General features: G+C 48.0%; 20 protein-coding genes. 8 read left to right on the forward strand and 12 right to left on the reverse strand.

Going from position 1 to position 22,532, the window contains the following annotated elements; translation table 11 throughout:
- The first annotated feature begins 259 nt into the window (after positions 1-259).
- Positions 260-2,596, forward strand: coding sequence for a M4 family metallopeptidase (locus DYH48_RS19135; RefSeq protein WP_115335656.1), 2,337 nt, complete (start codon positions 260-262; stop codon positions 2,594-2,596).
- A gap of 210 nt (positions 2,597-2,806) precedes the next feature.
- On the opposite strand, the gene DYH48_RS19140 is transcribed toward DYH48_RS19135, so the two are convergent.
- The 3 genes from DYH48_RS19140 to DYH48_RS19150 are packed head-to-tail and all read right to left on the reverse strand — an operon-like array spanning position 2,807 to position 5,579.
- Positions 2,807-3,358: a response regulator transcription factor gene (locus tag DYH48_RS19140; protein ID WP_011847973.1), complete on the reverse strand. Its 552-nt coding sequence runs from the start codon at positions 3,356-3,358 to the stop codon at positions 2,807-2,809.
- Entirely contained in the window at positions 3,355-4,665 is a 1,311-nt protein-coding gene (locus tag DYH48_RS19145; protein ID WP_115335657.1) for a sensor histidine kinase, read from the reverse strand. Before DYH48_RS19145 ends, DYH48_RS19140 begins: the two co-directional genes overlap by 4 nt.
- Positions 4,666-4,673: 8 nt before the next feature.
- Positions 4,674-5,579 (reverse strand): dTDP-4-dehydrorhamnose reductase family protein, encoded by a 906-nt coding sequence (locus DYH48_RS19150; RefSeq protein WP_115335658.1) that lies wholly within the window; start codon positions 5,577-5,579, stop codon positions 4,674-4,676.
- 178 nt (positions 5,580-5,757) lie between these two features.
- On the opposite strand from DYH48_RS19150, the gene DYH48_RS19155 reads away from it, so the two are divergent.
- On the forward strand, positions 5,758-7,608 hold the full coding sequence (locus DYH48_RS19155) for an alkaline phosphatase D family protein (RefSeq protein ID WP_115335659.1): 1,851 nt from the start codon (positions 5,758-5,760) through the stop codon (positions 7,606-7,608).
- Between the two features lie 4 nt (positions 7,609-7,612).
- On the opposite strand, the gene DYH48_RS19160 is transcribed toward DYH48_RS19155, so the two are convergent.
- From DYH48_RS19160 to DYH48_RS19175, 4 genes are all read right to left on the reverse strand, one after another.
- Positions 7,613-8,002: a hypothetical protein gene (locus DYH48_RS19160; RefSeq protein ID WP_115335660.1), complete on the reverse strand. Its 390-nt coding sequence runs from the start codon at positions 8,000-8,002 to the stop codon at positions 7,613-7,615.
- Positions 8,003-8,149: 147 nt separating this feature from the next.
- Positions 8,150-9,067, reverse strand: coding sequence for a pseudouridine synthase (locus DYH48_RS19165; RefSeq protein ID WP_115335661.1), 918 nt, complete (start codon positions 9,065-9,067; stop codon positions 8,150-8,152).
- Positions 9,068-9,120: 53 nt separating this feature from the next.
- Positions 9,121-9,696: an LON peptidase substrate-binding domain-containing protein gene (locus tag DYH48_RS19170; protein ID WP_006083313.1), complete on the reverse strand. Its 576-nt coding sequence runs from the start codon at positions 9,694-9,696 to the stop codon at positions 9,121-9,123.
- 213 nt (positions 9,697-9,909) lie between these two features.
- Positions 9,910-10,965 (reverse strand): alpha/beta hydrolase, encoded by a 1,056-nt coding sequence (locus DYH48_RS19175; RefSeq protein ID WP_115335662.1) that lies wholly within the window; start codon positions 10,963-10,965, stop codon positions 9,910-9,912.
- A gap of 350 nt (positions 10,966-11,315) precedes the next feature.
- Between DYH48_RS19175 and DYH48_RS19180 the strand changes: the two genes are divergently transcribed.
- The 4 genes from DYH48_RS19180 to DYH48_RS19195 all read left to right on the forward strand — a co-directional run bounded on the left by DYH48_RS19180 (position 11,316) and on the right by DYH48_RS19195 (position 16,209).
- Entirely contained in the window at positions 11,316-13,709 is a 2,394-nt protein-coding gene (locus DYH48_RS19180) for a TonB-dependent receptor plug domain-containing protein (RefSeq protein ID WP_115335663.1), read from the forward strand.
- Between the two features lie 149 nt (positions 13,710-13,858).
- Positions 13,859-14,320, forward strand: a complete 462-nt coding sequence (locus tag DYH48_RS19185) for a NanQ anomerase/TabA/YiaL family protein (RefSeq protein ID WP_115335664.1) — start codon at positions 13,859-13,861, stop codon at positions 14,318-14,320.
- A gap of 143 nt (positions 14,321-14,463) precedes the next feature.
- Positions 14,464-15,384, forward strand: coding sequence for a manganese-dependent inorganic pyrophosphatase (locus DYH48_RS19190; RefSeq protein ID WP_006083317.1), 921 nt, complete (start codon positions 14,464-14,466; stop codon positions 15,382-15,384).
- 210 nt (positions 15,385-15,594) lie between these two features.
- Complete coding sequence (locus DYH48_RS19195; protein ID WP_115335665.1) at positions 15,595-16,209, forward strand: DedA family protein; 615 nt, start codon at positions 15,595-15,597, stop codon at positions 16,207-16,209.
- Positions 16,210-16,221: 12 nt separating this feature from the next.
- On the opposite strand, the gene DYH48_RS19200 is transcribed toward DYH48_RS19195, so the two are convergent.
- From DYH48_RS19200 to DYH48_RS19220, 5 genes are all read right to left on the reverse strand, one after another.
- Positions 16,222-16,446, reverse strand: a complete 225-nt coding sequence (locus DYH48_RS19200; RefSeq protein WP_006087105.1) for a DUF6500 family protein — start codon at positions 16,444-16,446, stop codon at positions 16,222-16,224.
- Between the two features lie 175 nt (positions 16,447-16,621).
- Positions 16,622-18,088, reverse strand: coding sequence for a thioesterase (locus DYH48_RS19205; protein ID WP_115335666.1), 1,467 nt, complete (start codon positions 18,086-18,088; stop codon positions 16,622-16,624).
- A 142-nt stretch (positions 18,089-18,230) separates the two neighbouring features.
- A complete protein-coding gene (locus tag DYH48_RS19210) occupies positions 18,231-19,271 on the reverse strand; it encodes an MJ1255/VC2487 family glycosyltransferase (RefSeq protein ID WP_115335667.1) in 1,041 nt (346 codons plus the stop codon).
- A 75-nt stretch (positions 19,272-19,346) separates the two neighbouring features.
- Complete coding sequence (locus DYH48_RS19215) at positions 19,347-19,859, reverse strand: phosphatase PAP2 family protein (RefSeq protein WP_063884286.1); 513 nt, start codon at positions 19,857-19,859, stop codon at positions 19,347-19,349.
- Positions 19,860-20,272: 413 nt separating this feature from the next.
- Complete coding sequence (locus DYH48_RS19220) at positions 20,273-20,521, reverse strand: YgjV family protein (protein WP_006083323.1); 249 nt, start codon at positions 20,519-20,521, stop codon at positions 20,273-20,275.
- Between the two features lie 324 nt (positions 20,522-20,845).
- Here DYH48_RS19220 and rraA point away from each other — a divergent pair, with 324 nt between their 5' ends.
- Complete coding sequence (gene rraA, locus DYH48_RS19225) at positions 20,846-21,331, forward strand: ribonuclease E activity regulator RraA (protein ID WP_006083324.1); 486 nt, start codon at positions 20,846-20,848, stop codon at positions 21,329-21,331.
- Positions 21,332-21,460: 129 nt separating this feature from the next.
- The gene (locus DYH48_RS19230; RefSeq protein ID WP_115335668.1) at positions 21,461-22,525 is read left to right on the forward strand and encodes a formimidoylglutamase; all 1,065 of its coding nucleotides are present in this window, start codon (positions 21,461-21,463) and stop codon (positions 22,523-22,525) included.
- Positions 22,526-22,532 lie beyond the last annotated feature (7 nt).

Below are 22,532 nucleotides of genomic sequence, written 5' to 3' on the forward strand. Positions count from 1 at the left end.
TAAATGAACGCTGAAGATAGTTCCTTTGTACGATTGTTAACAATTTTACATTTAAATAACATCTAAGGTCATGCGGTCATTCACGCTTTACACAGAATAAAAATCTGAGAATTTCCGCCTGAGCAACAGCTCATTCTATTCGGCCATGGCAGAGGTATGCCGACGACCCTGTAGAAATCACAATAAAAAACGCTCGCCCGAGCCAGTTAAGCAGTATGGCATTCCAACGTTAATGACAAACGGAAAAAGGATTTTAAGCATGATGCTAAACAAAAAACTGTCGCTACTCTTCATTGCAGTGTCGGCTACGTTAGGCACATCAGCATTTGCTGCTGATGTTGTCGATGTCGGTACACTCAGAAGTGCGTCTTCAAGCAATAATCTAGTGTCTCAGTTCAACTTAGACGCAGGTAGCCAACTCAAAGTCGAGAAAAAACTCGACCTAGGTCAAGGCAAGCAGAAGCAACGTTTACAACAATATTTCCATGACGTGCCTGTTTATGGTTTCTCTGTTGCAACGTCACAATCAAGCATGGGCTTCTACAGCGACATGTCTGGCCGCGTATTAAAAAATATTGAAAAGTCGGCTGATTTTGTCAAACCCACTTTAACGGCTAACAAAGCGTTAGATATTGCCATTCGTGGCAAGTCTGAGAAAGCTGTTACAGGCCTAAAAGCTGAAAACAAACAAGCTAAATTATGGCTTTACCTTGATGATGCGGCTAAAACTCGCCTCGTTTATGTGACGTCTTTTGTGGTATATGGCGATGAGCCAAGCCGTCCATTCACTATGATTGACGCGCACTCAGGTGAAGTGCTCAAGCGTTGGGAAGGGATTAACCACGCAGCGAGCGGTACAGGTCCAGGCGGTAACATCAAGACTGGCCAATACGAATACGGTACAGATTTCTCTTACTTAGACGTTGAAGTGAGCGGTGACACCTGCACCATGAACTCACCTAACGTAAAAACCGTTAACTTAAACGGTGCCACATCAGGCGCAACAGCCTTCTCTTATACTTGCCCACGCAATACAGTTAAAGAGATCAACGGTGCTTACTCGCCATTAAACGATGCGCACTATTTCGGTAACGTGATCTACAACATGTATAGCGAGTGGTACAACACTGCGCCGTTAACGTTCCAGTTAACCATGCGGGTTCACTACAGCAGCAACTACGAAAACGCCTTCTGGGACGGCAGTGCTATGACCTTCGGTGATGGCGCAACGACCTTCTACCCATTAGTGAGCTTAGATGTCTCGGCACACGAAGTGAGCCATGGTTTCACTGAGCAAAACTCAGGCCTGATTTACGATGCTCAATCTGGTGGCATGAACGAAGCCTTCTCAGATATGGCGGGTGAAGCTGCTGAATTTTACATGCACGGCACGAACGACTGGTTAGTCGGTGCAGATATCTTTAAAGGCAATGGCGCACTGCGTTATATGGCAGATCCAACCTTAGACGGTATCTCAATCGGTCATATTGACGATTACTATGATGGCATCGACGTACACCACAGTTCAGGTGTCTTCAATAAAGCCTTCTACACACTCGCAAACTTACCGGGTTGGGATACACGCAAAGCATTCCAAACATTTGTGGTTGCTAACCAATTATATTGGACGGCTGACAGCTTGTTCTGGCAAGGCGCATGTGGCGTTAAATCTGCGGCAACTGACTTAGGCTTAAGTGCTGACGATGTGGTTACTGCCTTTGCTGCTGTGGGTATCACACCTTGTGAAACGCCACCACCACCGCCACCACCAGAAGCGACTGAACTCGCGAACGGTGTCGCTGTGACGGGTTTAGCGGGCGCATCTGGTAGCAAACAATACTACAAACTCGACGTAGCAAACGGTGCAACTAACCTGAGCTTTAATATGTCAGGCGGCACGGGTGATGCGGACATGTATGTTAAATTCGGCCAAGCTCCTACCTCTAGTAGCTATGATTGCCGTCCATACAAAGCCGGTAATGCCGAAAGCTGCCCTATCGATCCAGCCCAAACGGGGACTTATTGGGTCATGGTCAGTGGCTATAGCAGCTACACAGGTGTGAGCCTAGTGGGTGCTTATGACGGTGGCGATGAGATACCAAACCAAGATCCAACAGCGGGCTTTACGGCAAGCTTTGCCAACGGTAACGGTAGCTTCACTAGCACCAGTACTGACAGCGATGGTGATGTCGTTGCATGGAGCTGGAGCTTCGGTGATGGCACAACTGCTTCAGGCGCAAGTGTAAATCATCAGTATGCTCAGTCAGGCAACTACACAGTGACATTGACTGTGACTGACAACGATGGCGCAACAGCAAGCACTTCTGAAGAATTTGCAGTTGAAGTGCCAGAAGTGGCGTTAGAAATGACAGTGAAAAACGCTAATAAATCTCGTCGCGGTAGCATTCGTGTTGCACTCGCATGGGAAGGCCATAACGCTGATGAGTACACTATCTTCCGTAACGGCGTTGCTGTCGGTACTTCAAGCAATTCATCGTTTATTGACCGTTTCACCGACCTAGCTGGCACTAGCTTCAGCTATAAAGTGTGTGAAACTAACGGCCCTTGCTCAAACGAAGAAACCGTTAACTTTTAATCGCATAAGATAATCGTATCGTGGCGCTAGCGTAAAATCCTAGCGCCAATTTATCGATAAACTTCTCGTTTCTTGTTAATGCCACTCAGCCTTTTTTGAGTGGCATTTTTTATGCTCAAATGCGGCGCACTAAGCCGGCCTCAATCCCGTTAGTATCCTTATTTCATGTGCTTGAGTCGGCGTCACTTGCCAACTTATGAAAATAAAGCGTTACTTCAAATGTCCACTTTCACCCACAGGTTTTTTGAGTAACTTACGTTGTAAGGTGCGGCGATGCATTCCGAGTTGTCGGGCGGTGGCGGACACATTGCCTTGGTTAGCATTAAGCACTTGCTGAATATGCTCCCACTCCAAACGCTTAGGATTGAGGGGCGAGTCATCGACTTCATCTTCTTGAAGGGTATGGGAATGCCCTTCCATTTCCAACGCGGCGAGCAAGGTTTGAGTATCCACAGGTTTAGCTAAATAATTATCGGCGCCGAGGCGAATCGCTTCCACCGCAGTGGCAATACTGGCGTAGCCTGTGAGCAACACCATGGTCACCTTGGGCAGCAGGTTACGTAGAGGCACAATTAGCCCTAGGCCGTTAGCTTCGGCCAGCTTCATGTCCAACAAAATGTGGCTAGGGCGAAACTCCCGCGCCACCAGCAGGGCATCGCTGGCATCATGGGTTAGGCGGCACTCAAAGCCGTGGCGCGTGAGCCGTCGGCCTAAAATACTCGCCAGAGAAAGATCATCCTCGACAATCAATAAACGTTTCATGATCTGACTCCGTCAGCGGCCTGAGTCTTGGGCGATAACGATGCCGCATTGTCCTTTAGAATCGTAAAGCGAATTTGTGCCACAGTACCGCCTTGGGGATGATTGGCCAGAATTAATTCTGCGCCCAAACGCTCTAGGCTGGCGTGACTGAGCAGCAGCGCAACCCCTAAGCCCTTGGGACTCTCAATTAATAAGGTGCCCAATTGCGGTAATAAAGAAGGCGCGATACCAGCGCCATAATCGCGGATCTGCAAGTAGATCTGAGCTTCACTTGGCGCGATATCTAAGCTGATACCCACCTGCGGCGCACCTAGAGTTTCGACACTGGCGCGGGCGGCATTTTCAATCAAAGCCATGATCGCAGGCGTTAGACTCATATCAGTCAGAATGCTTTGCTCTGCCAGTTGCTCAGGCGCACAGGTAAACAGCCAGTTCAGTTCGGTCTGCGGCATGAGCAGTAAGGTTTTCTGCTTTAAACCGTCCACCAGCTCAGCGATCTTTTGTGGCCGCTGGCGGCGATCGCGGATCGACTCTGTCGCTAATCGCAGCTCGGTGAGCGTATGTTCACAGCGGCCTAACGCAGTCTCCATCTCGACAACCGTTATCGAAGTGCCGCTCATATCTTCTTTGACTTCATCGAGTAACAACCTCAGGCTCGAAAGCGGTGTGGCCAATTGATGTGCCATCTGCGCCGATGCCGTACCTAGGGCTAAAAGTTGTTCCTGACGTAATTGTCCTTCGCGCATATAAGCTAACTGCGCGTCTTGGCGGCGCATACGTTTAGTAATCAGCGCCACGCTGGTTGTCATCACCAAAGCTGAAATCACAAAGTTAAACCACATGCCTAAATAGTGGGAACTCATGTCCATACCGTGGTGCTGCATGGGGGATTCGGGCACAGTAAAAATCATCAAGCTGTAAGCAAGAGTTGAAATAGCCGTCAGCGCCCAAGGCGCCCAGATTGGCAAAGTCACAGCCGCAAGTGCAATCGGCAACAGTAATAACGAGATAAACGCATTAGTCGCGCCGCCGGAAAAGTGCAGCCAAGAGATCCAAAACAGCGTGTCTAAACTAAGCGCAATAAAGAGGCCACGCTCCTTGGCAAACAAAGGTTTACGTAGCGCCAATGTGAGTGACAGGTATAACACCTCCAGCACTAACACATGCACTAACGGCTCCATTTGCAGGCTAAGACCAAAAGTATCGGCGGCAAACGTGGTTAAGCCTATTTGCAGCAGCAAACCTAAGGTTCGCAGTAATGCGACTTGGTCGGCAGCCTGTAGACTGGTCCCTAAGATCTTAGCCATGGCGATTCCTACAGAGTGAGTCCGAGTGCGGCCAATGCACCACTCGATTGCGTTAATGCTTGGCGCACGCCAGTGGCGAAATCAATATCGGAGCGAATACCGAGCACCGCTAAACGTGCACAACTCAAGCTTGGCCGTTTGGCATTATCCGTCGGTGTCGACTCAGGCGTTAAGTGTGCCGTGCTGAGTTGGAGAATCTCCCCTAAGGTCAGCAGCATCTGATACTTAGTCATGGTCTCTGCGGCGCTAAAGTGATAAATCCCCTGCACGATAGGTGCTTCAATATGCTGTGCGATCATCTTGTCTATGGCTTGGGCAATATCGGCGGTCGAGGTTGGACTTCGCACGGCCCAATGATCGACACCCTTAGCCCTACGTTCAATCAGTTGATTGATCAGCACTAACACAGCAGATTCACTCAGCTTCTCTACTTGGCCGTAAAGGATTGGCAAGCGTAGCACGGCAAAATCAGCACGAGTGTTGAGCACTATTTCTTCTCCCTTTAGCTTAGATTCTCCATAAAAATTAACCGGATGAGTGGCGGCATCTTCGGCGTACTTAGGCTGAGTGCCATCGAACACATAGTCGGTGGAGATATAGATAAGCCAAGCATTATTGGCCTTGGCTGCCATAGCTAAGGCTTGGCTAGCAGTTAAGTTAAGTGCCAATGCCGCCTGCGGATTTTGCTCCGACACATCGGGGCGACGCTCGGCGGCGCAGTGCACTATGACTTGCGGTTGTTCGCGGGCGATAAATGCCTCGACAGCCAAAGGGGCTGTGAGATCGAGTCTATGCACTCGCTCACTTGCGCGGCTAAAACCTGTGGCCACAACCTCATGCCCCGTTAATTCAAGCTGTTTTACGACAGCTCGGCCGAGTAGCCCTGTCGCGCCAGTTACCATGACCTTAGCCATATTGCCCCATTCAGTTTCAACTCATGTATATGGCTGACAATTCTAAAAGCTTTTCATATTCAACGCACTTGTTTACTCTTTTAAACCAAACTTACTTAGGGTTAACTCACTTGAGATTAACCTGAGCACCAATAGGCTGAATTTGACTCCGACACTTCCTCTGATATTGGCAGGCCCTATGCTGCGCCACTGCGATGCCACCCATCTTACCTTGTGGTTTGTGAGTCGTGAGCCATTAACTGAGCTTATGTTGCGTCTAGGGGAACATGAGTTTCCGTTGCAGGATGCCGATGTGCATTATGTGCCACTCGGACAGCACGCCCATCAATATCTGATCATGCTGTCGCGACCAGAGTTACTCACGCCGAATCGAGTCACAAATTACCAAGTTTCCGCCGCCCAACATGGGGATATTTTTGCCGCTATCCATCAGTTGAACTATGGCGATGCATCAACACCAAGTGTGCGTTTTACCCCAGAATTAACCCAAGTATTTCATGGTTCTTGCCGCAATCCGCATCACCACAGTGACGATGCGCTCGTCGCCGCCGATACCCATTTAGCCCAAATAATCGACACGGGTGTAGCGGACGATCGCCCCGCACTTATCGTGATGAGTGGCGATCAAGTGTATATCGATGATGTGGCAGGCCCTATGTTAAACGCCATAGGACAAGTCATCGACTTGCTTGGCCTTCAGCATGAACAATTTGAAGGGGCGAACATAGCCAGTAGTGAGGCACTGCATTATCAACCGGCCGATTTGTATCAGCGCCATAAAAACCTGCTGCCGCACACTCAATATCCAGCTAAAACCGCGCTATGGCGTTGGTATCGCAATCACCCGATTTTCACTTCCTCCATCGCTGAGAATCATCTTGTCAGCCTGAATGAAATCATCGCCTTGTATTTACTTACTTGGTCGCCAGAGCTGTGGGAATTAGTCAATATCCCCAAGGATGTCGATGGCTTAACACCCGCCAATAACGCCCGCTGGCAGAATGAATGGCAACATTTGCTCGGCTTTAAAGCTGGGCTGACGCAGGTGAGGCGCTTTATGGCGCACATTCCCGTTTACATGATGTTTGACGACCACGACGTCACCGACGACTGGAACCTCACCGCCAAATGGGAACTCGCTGCCTACGAGCATGCATTTTCGAAACGCATTATAGGTAATGCACTGATTGGCTATACCTTATTCCAAGGGCTTGGCAATGCGCCCGATAAATTTTTTGATGAAATCCGCCCGCTGCTCGATGCTTTTTTTGCACAGCCACAGAGTGAAAGTCAGGATCTGCTCATCGACGAATTACTTAAATTTGAGCAATGGCATTACACCTTAGCGACCTCGCCCAAACTTGTGGTGCTCGATACCCGCACCCGCCGCTGGCGCAGTGAATCCAATCTCGCAAAACCTTCCGGCTTAATGGATTGGGAGGCGTTAATGGATTTGCAGCAAGAATTGCTCGGCCAGTCGAAGGTCATTATCGTCTCGCCTGCCCCTATGTTTGGGGTCAAACTGATTGAGGCTGTGCAGCGTACAGCCACGCTGATGGGCGCTTCTTTGTTGGTGGACGCCGAAAACTGGATGGCCCACCCCGGTGCCGCCAATGCACTACTGAGTATTTTTATGCACCGTAAAACCCCTGAGGAATTTGTGATCCTCTCCGGCGATGTGCATTACTCCTTTAGTTACGACATTAGTATTCGCTTTAGGCGCAGCAGTCCTAACATCTACCAAATCACCTGCAGCGGCATTAAAAATCACTTCCCCGAGAAGTTGTTACCGATTTTCGATAAACTCAACGGTTGGTTTTACGGCCACTTTTCGCCACTGAATTTACTGACAAAACGAAAACGTATGTCGCTGCGCGGTAGACGACCGAATGGTGCACCAAGCAAACGTTTAGTGAATAAAAGCGGTATTGGGATTTTGGAACTTGCGGATGATGGTGCGCCAACAAAAATTGCTGTTTTACATGGTGATATGAGCGAAACCTTGTTCGAACCTCCCAAACAGGAATAATAGCTTAAACAGGTTTATTATGTTTAACCGTCTCAGGCTGAGTGGCGCCCGAACCCGAATCCAGCGGTGGAATATTTTTAGATAATACCTCATCGGTTTCGACTTTCTTCGGCTGTACTTGATTGAAAATCAACGCCTCTGACTGCGGCTTACCTGCTGGTTTCTCATGTACCATTTGATCCCAAATCACCTTCGAGTCTTGGTCCACATCATCAGCCTCAACGACCGATGCAGCAGACGAGCTCGGTTTCTTCGGTTCAATCACCGCAGCCCCCTTACGGATCTCAGCGGCAATATCCTTCAAATAAGGTTGTTTCGTCCAGTCGCCAAAAAACATGGCCGCCACCAATACCGCAGCGCAAAGTAAGATAGAGATCATCGCAGATTTGGTCATAATGGACTTCCTTCAAACAATCGTAATATGGCTCCCTATGGCAGAGACTCAGATACTGCAGCTTGTATTCATACCATCACAGGGCCAAGCGCACAATTGCACCCGATCATTTCCTTCAAGCAGACTGGAAATAATGCTTTCCGCTGACTAAAACGCAAAACCCTCACATTGCACGTCGTGATGGATCCCACTCACAGGGTCAATGAAACGTAAACGCTGCGCCATCAACTTAAGAGGCGTCGCAAATTTATCCGGCCCTTTGGGTAATAAGCTTGGATAAAATCTGTCGTTTAACAATGGCATACCTAAGCTTTGCATATGCACCCGCAACTGGTGAGTTTTGCCGGTAATTGGGCTCAGGTGGAACAAACCAAGATCGCCTTTTATGGCCACCAGACTGATTTCGGAATGGGTATTTGCCTCGCCTTCAACGATTTTCATGGTAAAACTCGGGTCGCTCGGCTGCATGCGATTTTTTACCGTCCAATGCAGGGGTAACGTTAAGTTTCCCTGTTGATATTGTTCAATAATCTCAGGTGTCAGCTTGGCAATCGCTTGATAGTCTTTACGAATAGCATCGTCGATAAATAATTGATGATAAAGGGCGCGGGTTTCGGGAGCGACTGTCATCAAGATCACCCCTGCGGTTTCACGATCAAGCCTATGAGCAGGCGCGATAGTGTCTATGCCGGTGCGTAATCTCAGTCTATGTACCAGACATTCGTTCACATAATTACCGCTTGGAGTCACAGGTAAAAAGTGTGGCTTATAGGCCAAAATGACATTGTCATCTTGGAATAGGATCTGTTCTTCAAAGGGAATTTTCGCTTCGACCGGCACTTCACGGTAGTAATACACCCGTGCTGCAGGACGATATTCGGTGTCCAAGGCGATCAAACTGCCATCGCGCCAATGCACTTTTCCATCGAGGATCCGCTGACGCCACACATCTTCACCTATGCGGGCAAAATGCTGCGCGAGAAAGGCAAACACTGTGGGTATATCTGTGACATTCACAGGGAGCACTATGTAAGAAGGTTGGGCGGCGCGGGCAGATGCAGTCATATCACAAAAAAAGCGGCTATAGAAAGCCGCTATTCTAGCCTTTTTGTGGTTTTTCAGTCCACATGGGACTTGATAAGTTGCAGCACGAAATCCAAGGTTTTGTGGCAATCGGGCTGATTCACTAACACTAATTTGTCTTTATTATACATGGGTAAAACCTCGAGCCAGCGTTGGCTTACCCATGCAGCATCTTCTAAATGCACTTGAGAATAGAGCTCAAACAGATCGGGATTCACCTCATAAAACTGCTCTAATGCAGCGCTTATTAGCTCAAATTCACCTTTAATCGGCTCTTCTTGCCAGTTACGGCAGGGTAAAGTGCGCGCCATCCATAACTTATCTTTGGCCTGCGCCGCCGAGAGGATACTGACGCGCTGGCGCCCTTCGAGCACTATGCTGAGTGAATCGTCTTCTAGCTGATTAAAATCGATAATGTCGCACTGGGTAGCGGTGGGATAACAGGGCGGACTGCCGCGGGGTCTGATGGTGGCAAAGGCGAGCGCATACTTTCCTTTAAAGACATCGGCCACCATGCGCAGATGACCGGGGTCGACCACACGAACTTCTACCCGTCCCTGTGGCAGCAACAAGGCATCGCGCATGAGTAACGCCATTTCTCGTGTTTGCATAGCAACCTCCTGCCCCTCAAATAAAAGGAAACGAACATCAATGCATTCGTATTCCCTATTACCTTAGAGTGTAGCAGGTGGAATAATTTCCTTCCTGAAGCCCTTGAGTGCAAAATAAATTAGCGACCCAACAATGTTAAATCAGGGCATTTCAAACCCGTCATTTCAAACCAGCCATTTTAAAGCCCGTTTTCTGGATCACCTCACTTAAAACTAAAAGCACTCTAGTCGCTCCAGCACATTTCCCTTAGCAACAACCTCGGCAAACTCCTCGGCCAGACGTTCACTCAAGGCCACAGCTGTTCGCCAATATTGCATCCGCTGCGCCGTATCCAGTTGTTTAAAATCTTCGCGATCGGGGATTTTGCCAAAGGGTAATGAAGCCACAAATTCGGCCGTTGGCGCCAACACGAGTGCATTGTGATAATTGGCTCGACCTTGACGCCACTTCAAGGATTTATCAAACCATCCTGGGCTGATCGTTGGATAAAAATGTGGATACAGCGTCAAGCCGGTTGCGTGGGATAAAGGCAAGTCGAAGTGATAGTCGGTAATGCCGCCATCGTAATATTGCCCATCGGCAACGCCCTCAATTTGCGGCACTGGGGCTAGCAACAAAGGAATCGACCCCGTTGCTAACATCACAGCATCGACATTGGCCTCGGTTAATTCGACCTGCTGACTGGGTAAATCATTGAGCTGCAAAAAGGGGGATGCTGCAGCTTGTTGACTAAAGACCACACGTTCAAAATGCCAGCCTAAACTTCGGCGGCTCAATAAGTTAGTCGCCGCCGTCATCGCCAATCCGGCAGCGAGAGGTAACTTAGCCGTTAAACGATTTAAATGTTTGCCGCGGCACACTACTAAATGACTGTGGATATGAGCGTTATTGACGATCTCACTACCACCACTGGCGCCTAAAATCCCCTGCACTACGCCTTTAACTTGTGCACTGACTTCCTGCGGGGTTGGCATGCTGTCGTAACGCTGACCAATATAAAAATCCTCTAAGCGGCCATAGGCTGCAAAGGGATCTTGCTGCGCCAAACACGCTAAACGCCACGCCCCAGAAGACGCGCCGAGTGTATAAAGCGGCTTTTGTCTGGCTTTGAAAAACTCAGAAAACAGATACTTATCTAACCCAGCGATACCAAGCCATTTGGGTCCACCAGAGGCGGCAAGTAGCTGGGTAAAATGTTCAGATTTAAGACCTTGTTCTGCCAAGGTATTAAATGCCGTTGCTCCCGCGAGAAATCGTAACGCTGACAAATCTGTGTTCCTTCAAACAAATGCCATCAAAGCGAAATAACGCATTAAACCACAATGGCGCACGTCAATAAACAATTCATATCATTGACTTAACTCGCTCGCCATAAATATATAGCGAGCGAGTTAAGTCTTCAAAACACCCAAAGCACATCTGCCGATAACAAGGTTTCATCCATATATTCAACTGCATTTTAAACATTAACTAGAACACTCGGCTCTGAGTTAGCACATTTATGTCTAGATGTAACAATTGTTACAGTGATAACCTTCTCCACATTGAATTGTTACGTTATCTTTAATCTGCACTCCTAATTCGAGTATCGGGTTACAAACATCATTGAGAGGTTTTTATGCGTCTAGGGATTATCGCATTGGCAGTGTCATCCACACAGGCCATTCCAGCTGTTCAAGCTGAAGAACTACAGCCTGGCTTCGAGAAAATCGAGATCATAGGTTCACGCATAGCGCTGCGCACGGCAACTGACAGTGTTGCCCCTGTAGACATTATCACTGCCGAGCAGCTCGAATCGACTGGCATGACTGAAACCGCTAAAGCACTGCAATTTGCCGCGCCAAGCTACAGCTTCCCATTTTCCTCAGTGACTGACGGTTCAGATGCGGTGCGCCCCGCGAGTTTGCGCGGCCTGTCACCCGACCACACCTTAGTACTCGTTAACGGCAAACGTCGTCACGGCTCAGCGCTAGTGCATTTAAGTGGCACTGTGGGTAAAGGTTCATCTAACGTCGACTTAAACGCTATCCCTATGACGGCGATTAAGCGTATCGAAATCCTGCGTGATGGTGCCTCGGCACAATACGGCTCGGATGCCATTGCTGGCGTTATCAACGTGGTGCTTAAGGACAGCGACCAAGGCGGTAGCCTCTCGGCTCAAGCAGGGCAGACCTACATAGGTGATGGCGAGCAGTGGCGTGTGGGTGTAAACCACGGCATCAGCTTAAGTGACGATGGCTTTGTGAATGTCTCACTAGAAGCCCATCATAAAGACAGCACTAACCGAGCCGGATTAGATGAGCGTAAACAATATAATGATTTACCCGATGGATCAGCCGATCCCCGCGAAGCCACATTTAACCGTAAGAGTCACCAGGTCGGCGATGCCGAATATGACAACTTAGGTCTATTCATCAACGCTGCCCAGCCCATCACAAAAGATGGCAAGCTCTATGCGTTTGGTGGCATCAGCCAACGTGAAACTAAGTCAGGCGCCTTTTACCGCCGCGCACTCGACGCCCGTAACTTAACTGAAATCTATCCAGATGGTTTCTTGCCGCAGATCAATCCTAAAATTATCGATGCTTCCTTAGTGCTGGGGTATGAATTCAGCCTAGGCGAGTGGAATATCGATACTTCGGCTGGTCATGGTGAAAACTCATTTAACTACAATATTGTTAATACCTTAAACGCCTCTTTAGGCCCAGATAGCCCAACCGAGTTTGACGCGGGCACACTCACGACCCGTGAAACCAATCTTAATCTCGATGCCTCGCGCTACTTTGCCTTTGCCAATGACTCTGAAATCCTGTTTGCGACGGGTGTGTCGTGGCGCCAAAACGGCTATCAAATTGAAGCTGGCGAAACGGGTTCATACATCAATGGGGGTTACGACAACCGCGCTGCGGGTAGCCAAGGTTTCACCGGTTTTACCCCTGAGTCGCAAGTGGATGAAACCCGTGATAACACCGGCGTTTATATGGAACTCGAAAACCAGTTAACCAATGAGTTTTACTGGGCGGCGGCGCTGCGTTATGAAAACTATTCTGACTTTGGTGGCAACACCAGTTGGAAGTTAGCGGGCCGTTACGACTTCACCGATAACTTGGCCCTGCGCGGTACCATCAACACTGGCTTTAGAGCGCCGAGCGTACAACAACTGTACTTCAGCAATATCTCGACGCTGTTTAATCCCGATCCTGTGACTGGTCAGCTGGTGCCTATTGAGTCAGGCACTTTTAACACCCTATCGCCAGTGACCAAAGCACTGGGTATTAATGAGTTAGATCCCGAACTATCCCAATCATTTAGCTTAGGCTTGGTGTACACCAATGACACGGGCTTAGCACTGACATTAGATGCCTATCAAATTTCCATCGATGATCGCATTATTCTGTCGAGCTCTGTGACGCCTAATGATTCGCCCGCCGTAGCGGCGGCGTTAGCGGGCACCAATGCAGAATCGGCGCGCTTCTTTATCAACGCCGTCGATACCCGCACCCGTGGCGTAGACCTTGTGGTGAGCCAAGATTTTGATATCGGCTCATGGGGTGATTTACGGGCTAACTTAGCCTATGCCTACAATAAGACTGAAATCCAAGATATTCATTTCCCACAAATTTTAGATGGGTTAGGCAAAAAGCTATTCGATAGCATTGAACAAACTCGCATGACCTCGGCGACGCCGCATAACACAGGTAACTTGGGCTTGACCCATGAGCTAGGCGACTTTAAGACCAATATTCGCCTCAGCTATTTTGGTGATTACACTGTCGGCTATTCAACGGGCGATGTGAATTACAGCGATCAATGGGTGATGGATCTGTCGGTGAGATACGCGGCAACCGATGCGCTAAGTTTCACCGCTGGGGTACAAAACCTGTTTGATGTATATCCAGAAAAACGCCCTGAGGACAATAACTTCGGAGGCATTTTCGTCTACCCATTAACCAACACCCCGTTTGGTTTTAATGGTGGCTATTACTTCTTAGAAGTTAAATACACTTACTAAGCGAGTCTTAGCGAACAAAGTGACACTTGATATAAAAACAGGCCATGCAATGGCCTGTTTTTTTATGTCTAAAGCTTATGTCCTAACGGCGGCTATCTGATTATAATCTTTACAATTCACTCATTCACATCCGCCATGTCGAGTAACCGATGATCGTCGATACCTTAGCAAACCGCCATATTTATCAATCCCTAAGCCCTCGGCTTGCCACAGCATTAGAACATCTTGCCACCACAGATTTTAGTCAGCTGCCCGTGGGCAATTATCCCCTCGATGGCGACAACATTTTTGTGATAGTCAACGACTACCACACTAAGCATAGATCGACAGAACCCTTTGAAGTGCATCAAAAATATATTGATGTGCAATATGTGTTCAGTGGTGAAGAAGAGTTTGGTTACTTACCACTAGCGGGCCAAACACCCTCAAAACCCTATTTTGACAAACACGATTACGCCGAGTTTGATTACGAGGTAAACAAAGCCAATGCCTCTTTTGTGCAACTCAAAGCGGGTATGTTTGCGCTATTTTTCCCCGGTGACATGCATATGCCTGGCACGGGCGATATCGCCACAGCAGTGCGTAAAGTCGTGATAAAAGTAAAGATCTAACCCTTAAGCAATTTTTGCCGAACCTCAGCTCGGGATTTTTAGCGTTATAGCGTCTTAAGCGCGCAGTGATATGCGCTTTGGCTATTTCCGATCCGAGCCAAATATTGCTAAAATTGTCACAAATTTAAAGGAGAGTCCCTGAAATGCCTATTTACGTTGTCGGTCACAAGATCCCCGATTCTGATTCAATCTGCGGTGCTATCGCGTTAGCCTATTTAAAAAACCAAATCGGTGAAGAAGCCATTGCCGCACGTTTAGGTGAATTGTCACCCGAAACCGCTTTTATTCTGGAACGTTTCGGCTTCGAAGCACCGGAATACAAAACCAGCTACGCTGGCGAGCAAGTGTATATCGTTGACCATTCAGAACTGACTCAAGCACCGGATGATATCGCCCAAGCGACGATCGTCGGGATTGTCGATCACCACAAACTTGGCGATCTGACCACAGATACCCCGTTAGAGTGCTGGATCCGCCCAGTAGGTTGCAGCAACACAGTGATCAAGATGATGTTCGACTTTTACCAAGTCGCTATCCCTAAAAATATCGCTGGCATCATGATGTGCGCTATTCTGAGCGATACCGTGATTTTCAAATCACCGACTTGTACCACTGCCGACATTCGTTGCGTTGAAGCTTTAGCTGAAATCGCGGGCGTTGAAGATTTCAAAGAACTGGGCATGGAAATGTTCAAAGTGAAATCAGCTGTGCAAGGCACGCCAGCACGCGACCTCGTTATGCGCGATTTTAAAGACTTCAACATGAACGGTAACTTAGTCGGTATCGGCCAGCTAGAAGTGATCGACCTGTCAGTATTTGACGATATCAAGGCCGAGTTAGAAGCCGATATCAAAGCACTGAAAGTGGAAGGCAATCGCCACAGCGTATTGTTACTGCTGACTGATATCATGAAAGAAGGCTCAGAGCTGTTAATCGTATCTGACGATAGCGACCTGACCCAACGCGCCTACGGTAAAGATACCGTCGATGGCAAAGTCTGGTTAGACGGCGTATTAAGCCGTAAGAAACAAGTCGTTCCACAGTTACAAGCGGCATTCGCATAGTCGTTTTATCGTCGCGACAGTAGTACTGATATTAAGGCCGAACTAAGTTCGGCCTTTTTTATATTTCAGGTAAAAACTTAACCCCTGCCTTACGCCTATTCACCGCCGCTAACTAAAACAGGCATGAAACTTTGCTCATAAATCTATCCAGCCAGAGAAGTTGGCGAGTATGATGGGCCAATCGTCACACTGATTTGATCACTTTCATCCATGCCAGAAGCGCTACAACATATCATCACCGAACTCACTCCTTGGCTGCAGCAATACGGCTATGTGCTGCTATTTGTCGCGATTGCCGTCGAGGGTTTTGGCATTCCAGCGCCAGGGCAATCCTTATTGATTGTTGCAAGTTTATTAGCTGCTGCAGGGCAAATGTCACTGCCATTGGTGTTGATCGTCGCAGCTTGCGCTGCACTCAGCGGTAACAGCTTGGGATATTTTATCGGTTGGCGCTTTGGTGATGTATTGCTTAAGAAGGGCTGGATAAAACCGCAATTGGAAGACAAAATCCATGGCGTTATTGGCCAATATGGTATTGCAGCCTTAGTGCTGAGTCGTTTTGTTGAGGGATTAAAACAATTTATGTTTATCGGCTGCGGCTTGGCTAAAATGCCACTTAAGCAATTTGTAATAGGTAATGCCCTAGCCACCAGCATTTGGGTGGCACTTTTTGGGTTAGGCCCAGTGTTAATCCGCGATGAAATTGCTCCTATGCTGACGTTTTACCACCAGCACAAATACCCCACATGGGCCATTGTCAGCCTTATACTCGCCGCGCTAATCACTTTTACTTGGCGAAGGTGGCAAACCAAAAATCCGCAGTAAGCGATTTAGGATCTATTCTTCCGATTCCTTTTGGATTATTTCTATCACCTTATGAGCCTTAACAAAATGATCTAAGCGATGAGTTTGAATCCACCAAGTCGCCGCTTCCATAAGCAACTCTGGATTATCATTCTTGTTCGCAAAGAAGGCGTAAAATGAGACACCGACATTATCGCCTTTAGTCTCAATTTTTTTATGACAAACCGTGATGATTTTTGCTCTTAACTCAGCTCTCATATTGACTCACAAAGTATATTGGCCAGCTTATTATTTCCAATGACATACAACACTTGATGTATATGCCTATTGCTTTCTAAGCTCGGCCAATTTTGGTTTCAAGAAAATGCCCTGAGGGCTCTGCATAGCAAGTAACATCACTAGCTGAATTCGACATGCTTCTCAGCACTACCGATCACTTTATACCTTCAGTCTCAACCTTAGGTTGAGACTCTGCGCCGTCATTTGGCTTGGCATCTGGTTTTGATTCTAGTTCTGGCGCTTTGATTGGCGAGGGCGGTACCTCAGTAACGGCAGACTTAGCTTGTTCCTGTGATACGTTTGGTTCCTGCAATGGTGCGTTGACCTTAGGCGTCGGTGAACCTTGTTCTTCAGGTAAAGGCTCGACAATCATCACCGGCTCTTGTGGCACAGGCGCTTCACCTTGTGTGGATGTTGCAGCTTCTGACTCTGGGGCTAAAGTACCGAGATCTTGGTTGGCGGGACTTTCCACCGCATGTTTAGGTAATTGATTTCGATACAAATCAATCATACTCATCACTTCAGACAAGGCTTTGGCATGATCCGGCGTCAGAATACCATTGTGTCCTGAGACGATTTCATCCGACACCGCCAGCACCCACACGGCCTGCATATTGGCATCGGGACAGGTTTGCACGGTACGACGGGCCTGCAGACGAGCACGAATTTTCCAGCCAGAATGGGGCAAGGTCATCATACAGCCAGGGATTTGATCATGCGCCATCAAAGCCGACGGCATCTTCATTGGCGTAGTACAATTACCACCTGAGCATTTGTCGATATCGTGGGTAATCGCCCAAGAATTACCGACAGCACGCTCGCCATCCTTGATGTAATTGAAGGCTTCTTTCACCGCAAAATCGCCCTTCGACTGCAATACCACCATACTCGGTTTTTGCCTATCTAAGCTCACCAAGGTATCGAGTGGCTGATACTCCTTAGCGGGCACGGCAGGGTTTAACAGTAAGAATAAATTAGGATTATCCTGCTGATGATCGATAGCCGCCTTGATGCGATCTTTGCTGGCATGCAAAACAACTGCCCCGCCAAGACTATGACCAATCACGGTATAACGCAGCAGTTTATGCTCGGCGACTAAGCCATCGAGCTTATCAAGCAGTTGGGATAAACCTAGTTGACCTATGCGTTTAGCAACCCGTTTACGCTGTAAAATGGTAGGAAAATCTAAGGGTTCAATCCAGCTTTTCGCATCATCTGAGCCATCGAGCCAAAAGGGATCGTATTTATCGCCGCGCCAGCCAATATACAAACCCAATAAGTTGCGCTGCGTATCTGACGCCGCCATCTGCTGATAAAACTGCTCGAAGGCGATAAAGTTTTCATCTTTAGGCTCTGCACTGTGGTGCCAGCCGTGGACAAAGATCAATAGTTCAGGGATTTGAGCAGGCTCAGGCTGGGATATGCGCGCCTCTAGACCTTGCCATTGCCTTTCGTCATGGGGCTGGCCTTGATCATTAAACTCAATCACATGGAAGTTTTGCTTCGCGATATCTGGGCCGGGAATGTGGTAAGCCTGATCAGGAATAAAAGGGAGTAAGACACAAAGCGACAACAACATTAAAAACAGTAACTTGTACTGGGTAAACTTTTTCAGGCTCATTTATAACAACATAATTAACGGCCAAGCTAGGCCAAAATAGACGTGCTGAAAGGGGCTAACAGCAAAAGTGCCGAAATTATACGCTAACCCCATTGACCCAGCTAGTGCCTAAATCGCTTTTCACCACAGCTTATGAGCTGATTTAACGCCAAGTATCAGGCAGCGTAACTTGGCTCCACAGCTCTTTACATAGCGGCTGGCTATCGTGCCAATCGCCGCCATCAATCCATTTAACCAGCGCATCCCCAACCTGAGGATAGGCAATCGGATTAGGTGATGCGGTTTTCAGCCAGCGCTTAACGACGTTCACATCGAGACTCATCATGCTGTCTGCGGCCGCCAAGAGTTGCAGCGCCGCCACATTCGATAGTTGCTCAAACTGGCCAATCAGTGGTTTCACTAACAACTTTTTACCTAAGGTTAATGCTTCGCTGGCAAGCTCAAAGCCCGCATTGCCGATAACACCACCGCAGCTGGCAAGATGTTGCTTAAAGCCCTCACGATTAAAGCCATGCCACTTAATGTGTTCCGCAACTTGTCCCGTCGGCTGTTGGCTGTGATACACCAAAAACTGATAGTCACTAAAATGCGACAGGAAACGGGCAATCACATCCGCATCCTCAAATGGCAAATACACTAAGATTTGATGCGTGTGTTCGAATGGGCTGGCATCCACTTCGACAAAAGGCGGCAAGATAGGGAAACCAAAGTGGTGCCAATGACAACCCAGCGCGATATCCACAGGGGCAAAGTTATTGAGCAGCATTTCATTAAACCAAGTGCTACCGAGTTTCGGCACAGGATGAGTCAACGCCGCCTGATGGCTAATGCCAATGGATGGCACGCCTTGGCGCCGCGCCGCCCAAGCCGATACTGGCTCAAAGTCGTTGAGCACGAGATCGTAGCAACTGAGATCTAAGGCTTTAATATCTTTAAATAACGACAAGGACAAATTCTGCCGAACCGTTTGCGGCACATTCACGCGCCCAGAGTGAGTCGCAAACGTCATGCCCGCTTGTACGCGATAATCGCCAAAGCATTCCATATCGAAAAACTGATCAGGCTTACGCCCCGAAAATAAAAAGTCCACTTCAATATCTTGTTTCATCAGTGCTTTAGCCATGACGCGTGCACGACTTAAGTGGCCATTCCCTGTGCCTTGAACTCCGTAGAGTATTCGCATTACGTATCCTTAAACTGATGAGTGAAGGAGAATTCCAACTAATGAGATGAAATGATTAACGTGCGCTTGCTTGAATTAAATCACCGGATGAACCAGTAATACCGCCCCGCTCCCCAATGAGGCTCCCGCCAAAATATCTAAGGGATAATGCACGCCGAGTGCGATACGTGAGCCCCCTATGCTAAAAGCCCATAAAAACGCGATAGGAGCCGCAACGGGATAAACTTGCGCCACACTCATTGCCATCACAAAGGCGGCGGCCGTATGTCCCGACGGTAAACTGAAGCGATCAGATGGTTCAAAACCACTCTCAAATCCCACTAGCGCATGGCAGGGTCGTGTACGGCGAATGCTATTTTTCAACACTAAATACAGCGGCAACTCAACCAAAAAACTCGCTAACATCAAGTTGAATAAAACTTGCCCTTGAGCATGTGTCAGCATCAAGCCCACGGACAAATATAAATACACATGCCCATCGCCACTCGCTGATACCCGCTTTGCATGGGCATATAAACCATGACGTTGGGTGAAACTCACGATATGACAAAACATTCGCTTATCTAAGTCTGCAACGTAACTCAACATAAAACAGGCTCCTTGCTGGCATGCCAGCGAGTTTTACTGCGATGTTAATCTGTGCATTCTCTCGACGACGCTTAGAGTGCTTGGTATCACACAACCGACTCACCAAGGCCCTACTCACGATTGAATTCGTTATTTACCGTTTGCTGGCTAATTTAAAGTTTGCTAATGGTCAAACCCGAATCGAATTAGCTAAAGCACTATTAGATAACTTGAGACTAAGAAAGACCTGTGACGGCTAAGTGACATCTGCTCGAAGGTTTTATGACAAGAAGCATGGCTTGGGCTTTGATCTAGAAGGATTCTAGGGAGGTTATGCTGGAGCTAAGGGATTTATTTAGGAATAGTGATAGGACTGAGACAGGATATTGTGTTGCTCTAAACGTGAATTCCAAGAGCAACACAATCAAATAAACTTAGGCTGCGGCGGGAGTATTTGCCTTAGCACGGTAAATTTTCGTCAAATGGTAAATATTAATACAAGCAACAAACGCATTCATACCGGCCACAGGCCAAGCAGAAATAAACACCCCATAAACAACAAACAGGGTACATCCCACAAAATTCAACCATCGCAACCAAATGATATTCTTCATCATTAGAGAGATCGCCACCATTACAGAGGCAAAATAACCAATAATTTCAATCGTATTTACAGCTTCCATAGGCACCTCTCGAAGGCCCTCTACCGTCCATAAGCGTAACGGGGGGTCCATGCCCCTAAAGCAAATTAAGTTAAGTAAGTTAATTTAAACTTGGGATATAATACCAAAGCACGCAACAGAGTTGTAATAAAAAACCGTTATTTAATGACTAATATCAAGTTTTACCGCATAACTTCTAAAGTGCGACGAAAATTTACTACAGATGTGTTAACAGCCCAATGGCAACAATACCGTGATTGATAACACTTTTCTTTTCAAGAATCCCTTTTATACTGGCGTAAACTCGCTAAACTGTACGCAACGCGGATCAATAGGAGTGTAAATATGGAATACAACACCTCAGAATTATGTGACATGTACTTAGATGTCGTAGATGTAGTCGAGCCCATGTTCAGTAACTACGGTGGTTGTAGCTCTTTTGGCGGTTCTATTAGCACCATCAAGTGCTTTGAAGACAACGGCCTAATCACCGAAGTCCTACAAGAGGATGGTCAAGGTAAAGTCTTACTCGTTGATGGCGGTGGCTCATTACGCCGTGCGCTGATCGATGGTGCTATCGCTGAACTTGCGGTTAGCAACAACTGGGAAGGCATTATCGTTTACGGTTCTGTACGCGATGTGGATGCATTGGAAGAGTTAGACATTGGTATTCAGGCTCTTGCCTCAATTCCAGTGGGTGCTGATGGCAATTCAGTGGGCGAAGTGGAAATTCCGGTCAATTTTGGCGGTGTGACTTTCTTACCCGGCGATCACATTTATGCTGATAACACAGGTGTGATTTTATCACCTGAACCACTCGACATTGAGTAATCTCACTGTTCAGCCAAGAAAGCCAGCTAAGCTGGCTTTTTTATTCACTATTTTCAGCGTTTCCCCATTGAATCCTCGCGCCACACTGGCCACAATAGCTCGACTCCGGCCGAATAAGAATATCAATCTATGCCTGAATTTATTCCCTTTACCCAGACAGATATTGCCTCATTAGTCAGCCCAAGAACCGGCGAAACTAAGTTAGGCCAATGCGTCCATCTGGCTAATCACGAACATACGTTAGAGACCATACTTGCGACAGCCAAAGCCCACGGGGCAAACTTTGCCATTTTCGGCGTTGGCGAAGATATCGGCCCACGCGCCAATTTGGGCCGCGGCGGCGCGACCGATGCGTTCACTACCAGCATGCGCCAATGGCTCAATCTGCAATCTAATCGCTTTCTTTCCGGTGCCGAATGCCTAGTATTAGGCCAAGTGAACACCGCCGATCTGCAGCAACAAACCGCGGGTAATACAACAGCTAACACTAACGTCACCTTAGATGAATTACGCGATGCGGTGGAGCAACTCGATGAGCGCGTTATCCGTATCGTTAGTGCGATTTTGAAAGCGGGTTTAGAACCCATACTCATCGGCGGCGGTCACAACAATGCCTATGGTTTATTGATGGCGACCTACGGCCACTACCAACGCCAAGTGGCCGCAGTGAATCTCGATCCTCATTCGGATTTTCGTCTGCTTGAAGGTCGTCACAGCGGCAATGGTTTTAGTTACGCGGCCGATCGCGGCGCCTTAGGTTATTACCATGTATTGGGTTTACACGAGTTAAAAAACAGCGAAGTAAACTTAAGCCAACTTACTGAATTTGGCGGCACTTGGCATAGTTTTCAACAAATTTGGATTCGCCGCGAAATCCGCCTCAGCCAAGCCTTGCTTGAGATCGCCGCCAAACTGAATGACTCAGGTTTGCCCGTAGGACTTGAGCTCGACGTCGATGCTATCGCTAAAATGCCCAGTAGCGCCTCAACGGCAGCGGGGGTACCGCTGCTCGATGCGGCGCATTATGTCAGTTACATCGCCCGCCACTGCCCTTGCGCATATTTGCATTTAGCCGAGGCCGCGCCAAGTTGCCACGAAGCGGGAATTGAAGCTGGATTTAGGGATGTTGGCCAAAGCCTCAGCGAGCTTATCTACGCTTATGTGCAGGCTCGAATACAGTTTTTGGCGCAATGAGCGCCAT

Origin of the sequence: Shewanella baltica (assembly GCF_900456975.1) — a bacterium.
Classification (GTDB): Bacteria; Pseudomonadota; Gammaproteobacteria; order Enterobacterales; family Shewanellaceae; genus Shewanella; species Shewanella baltica.

Excerpts from the sequence above, each read along its gene's own strand:
- DYH48_RS19200 (WP_006087105.1), bottom strand. The coding sequence starts at position 16,446 with ATGAGAGCTGAGTTAAGAGCAAAAATCATCACGGTTTGTCATAAAAAA.
- DYH48_RS19160 (WP_115335660.1), bottom strand. The coding sequence starts at position 8,002 with ATGACCAAATCTGCGATGATCTCTATCTTACTTTGCGCTGCGGTATTG.
- DYH48_RS19215 (WP_063884286.1), bottom strand. The coding sequence starts at position 19,859 with ATGTTGAGTTACGTTGCAGACTTAGATAAGCGAATGTTTTGTCATATC.
- DYH48_RS19165 (WP_115335661.1), bottom strand. The coding sequence starts at position 9,067 with ATGACTGCATCTGCCCGCGCCGCCCAACCTTCTTACATAGTGCTCCCT.
- DYH48_RS19205 (WP_115335666.1), bottom strand. The coding sequence starts at position 18,088 with ATGAGCCTGAAAAAGTTTACCCAGTACAAGTTACTGTTTTTAATGTTG.
- DYH48_RS19140 (WP_011847973.1), bottom strand. The coding sequence starts at position 3,358 with ATGAAACGTTTATTGATTGTCGAGGATGATCTTTCTCTGGCGAGTATT.
- DYH48_RS19150 (WP_115335658.1), bottom strand. The coding sequence starts at position 5,579 with ATGGCTAAGGTCATGGTAACTGGCGCGACAGGGCTACTCGGCCGAGCT.
- DYH48_RS19145 (WP_115335657.1), bottom strand. The coding sequence starts at position 4,665 with ATGGCTAAGATCTTAGGGACCAGTCTACAGGCTGCCGACCAAGTCGCA.
- rraA (WP_006083324.1), top strand. The coding sequence starts at position 20,846 with ATGGAATACAACACCTCAGAATTATGTGACATGTACTTAGATGTCGTA.
- DYH48_RS19220 (WP_006083323.1), bottom strand. The coding sequence starts at position 20,521 with ATGGAAGCTGTAAATACGATTGAAATTATTGGTTATTTTGCCTCTGTA.
- DYH48_RS19180 (WP_115335663.1), top strand. The coding sequence starts at position 11,316 with ATGCGTCTAGGGATTATCGCATTGGCAGTGTCATCCACACAGGCCATT.
- DYH48_RS19190 (WP_006083317.1), top strand. The coding sequence starts at position 14,464 with ATGCCTATTTACGTTGTCGGTCACAAGATCCCCGATTCTGATTCAATC.
- DYH48_RS19135 (WP_115335656.1), top strand. The coding sequence starts at position 260 with ATGATGCTAAACAAAAAACTGTCGCTACTCTTCATTGCAGTGTCGGCT.
- DYH48_RS19170 (WP_006083313.1), bottom strand. The coding sequence starts at position 9,696 with ATGCAAACACGAGAAATGGCGTTACTCATGCGCGATGCCTTGTTGCTG.
- DYH48_RS19210 (WP_115335667.1), bottom strand. The coding sequence starts at position 19,271 with ATGCGAATACTCTACGGAGTTCAAGGCACAGGGAATGGCCACTTAAGT.
- DYH48_RS19185 (WP_115335664.1), top strand. The coding sequence starts at position 13,859 with ATGATCGTCGATACCTTAGCAAACCGCCATATTTATCAATCCCTAAGC.
- DYH48_RS19230 (WP_115335668.1), top strand. The coding sequence starts at position 21,461 with ATGCCTGAATTTATTCCCTTTACCCAGACAGATATTGCCTCATTAGTC.
- DYH48_RS19195 (WP_115335665.1), top strand. The coding sequence starts at position 15,595 with ATGCCAGAAGCGCTACAACATATCATCACCGAACTCACTCCTTGGCTG.
- DYH48_RS19155 (WP_115335659.1), top strand. The coding sequence starts at position 5,758 with ATGCTGCGCCACTGCGATGCCACCCATCTTACCTTGTGGTTTGTGAGT.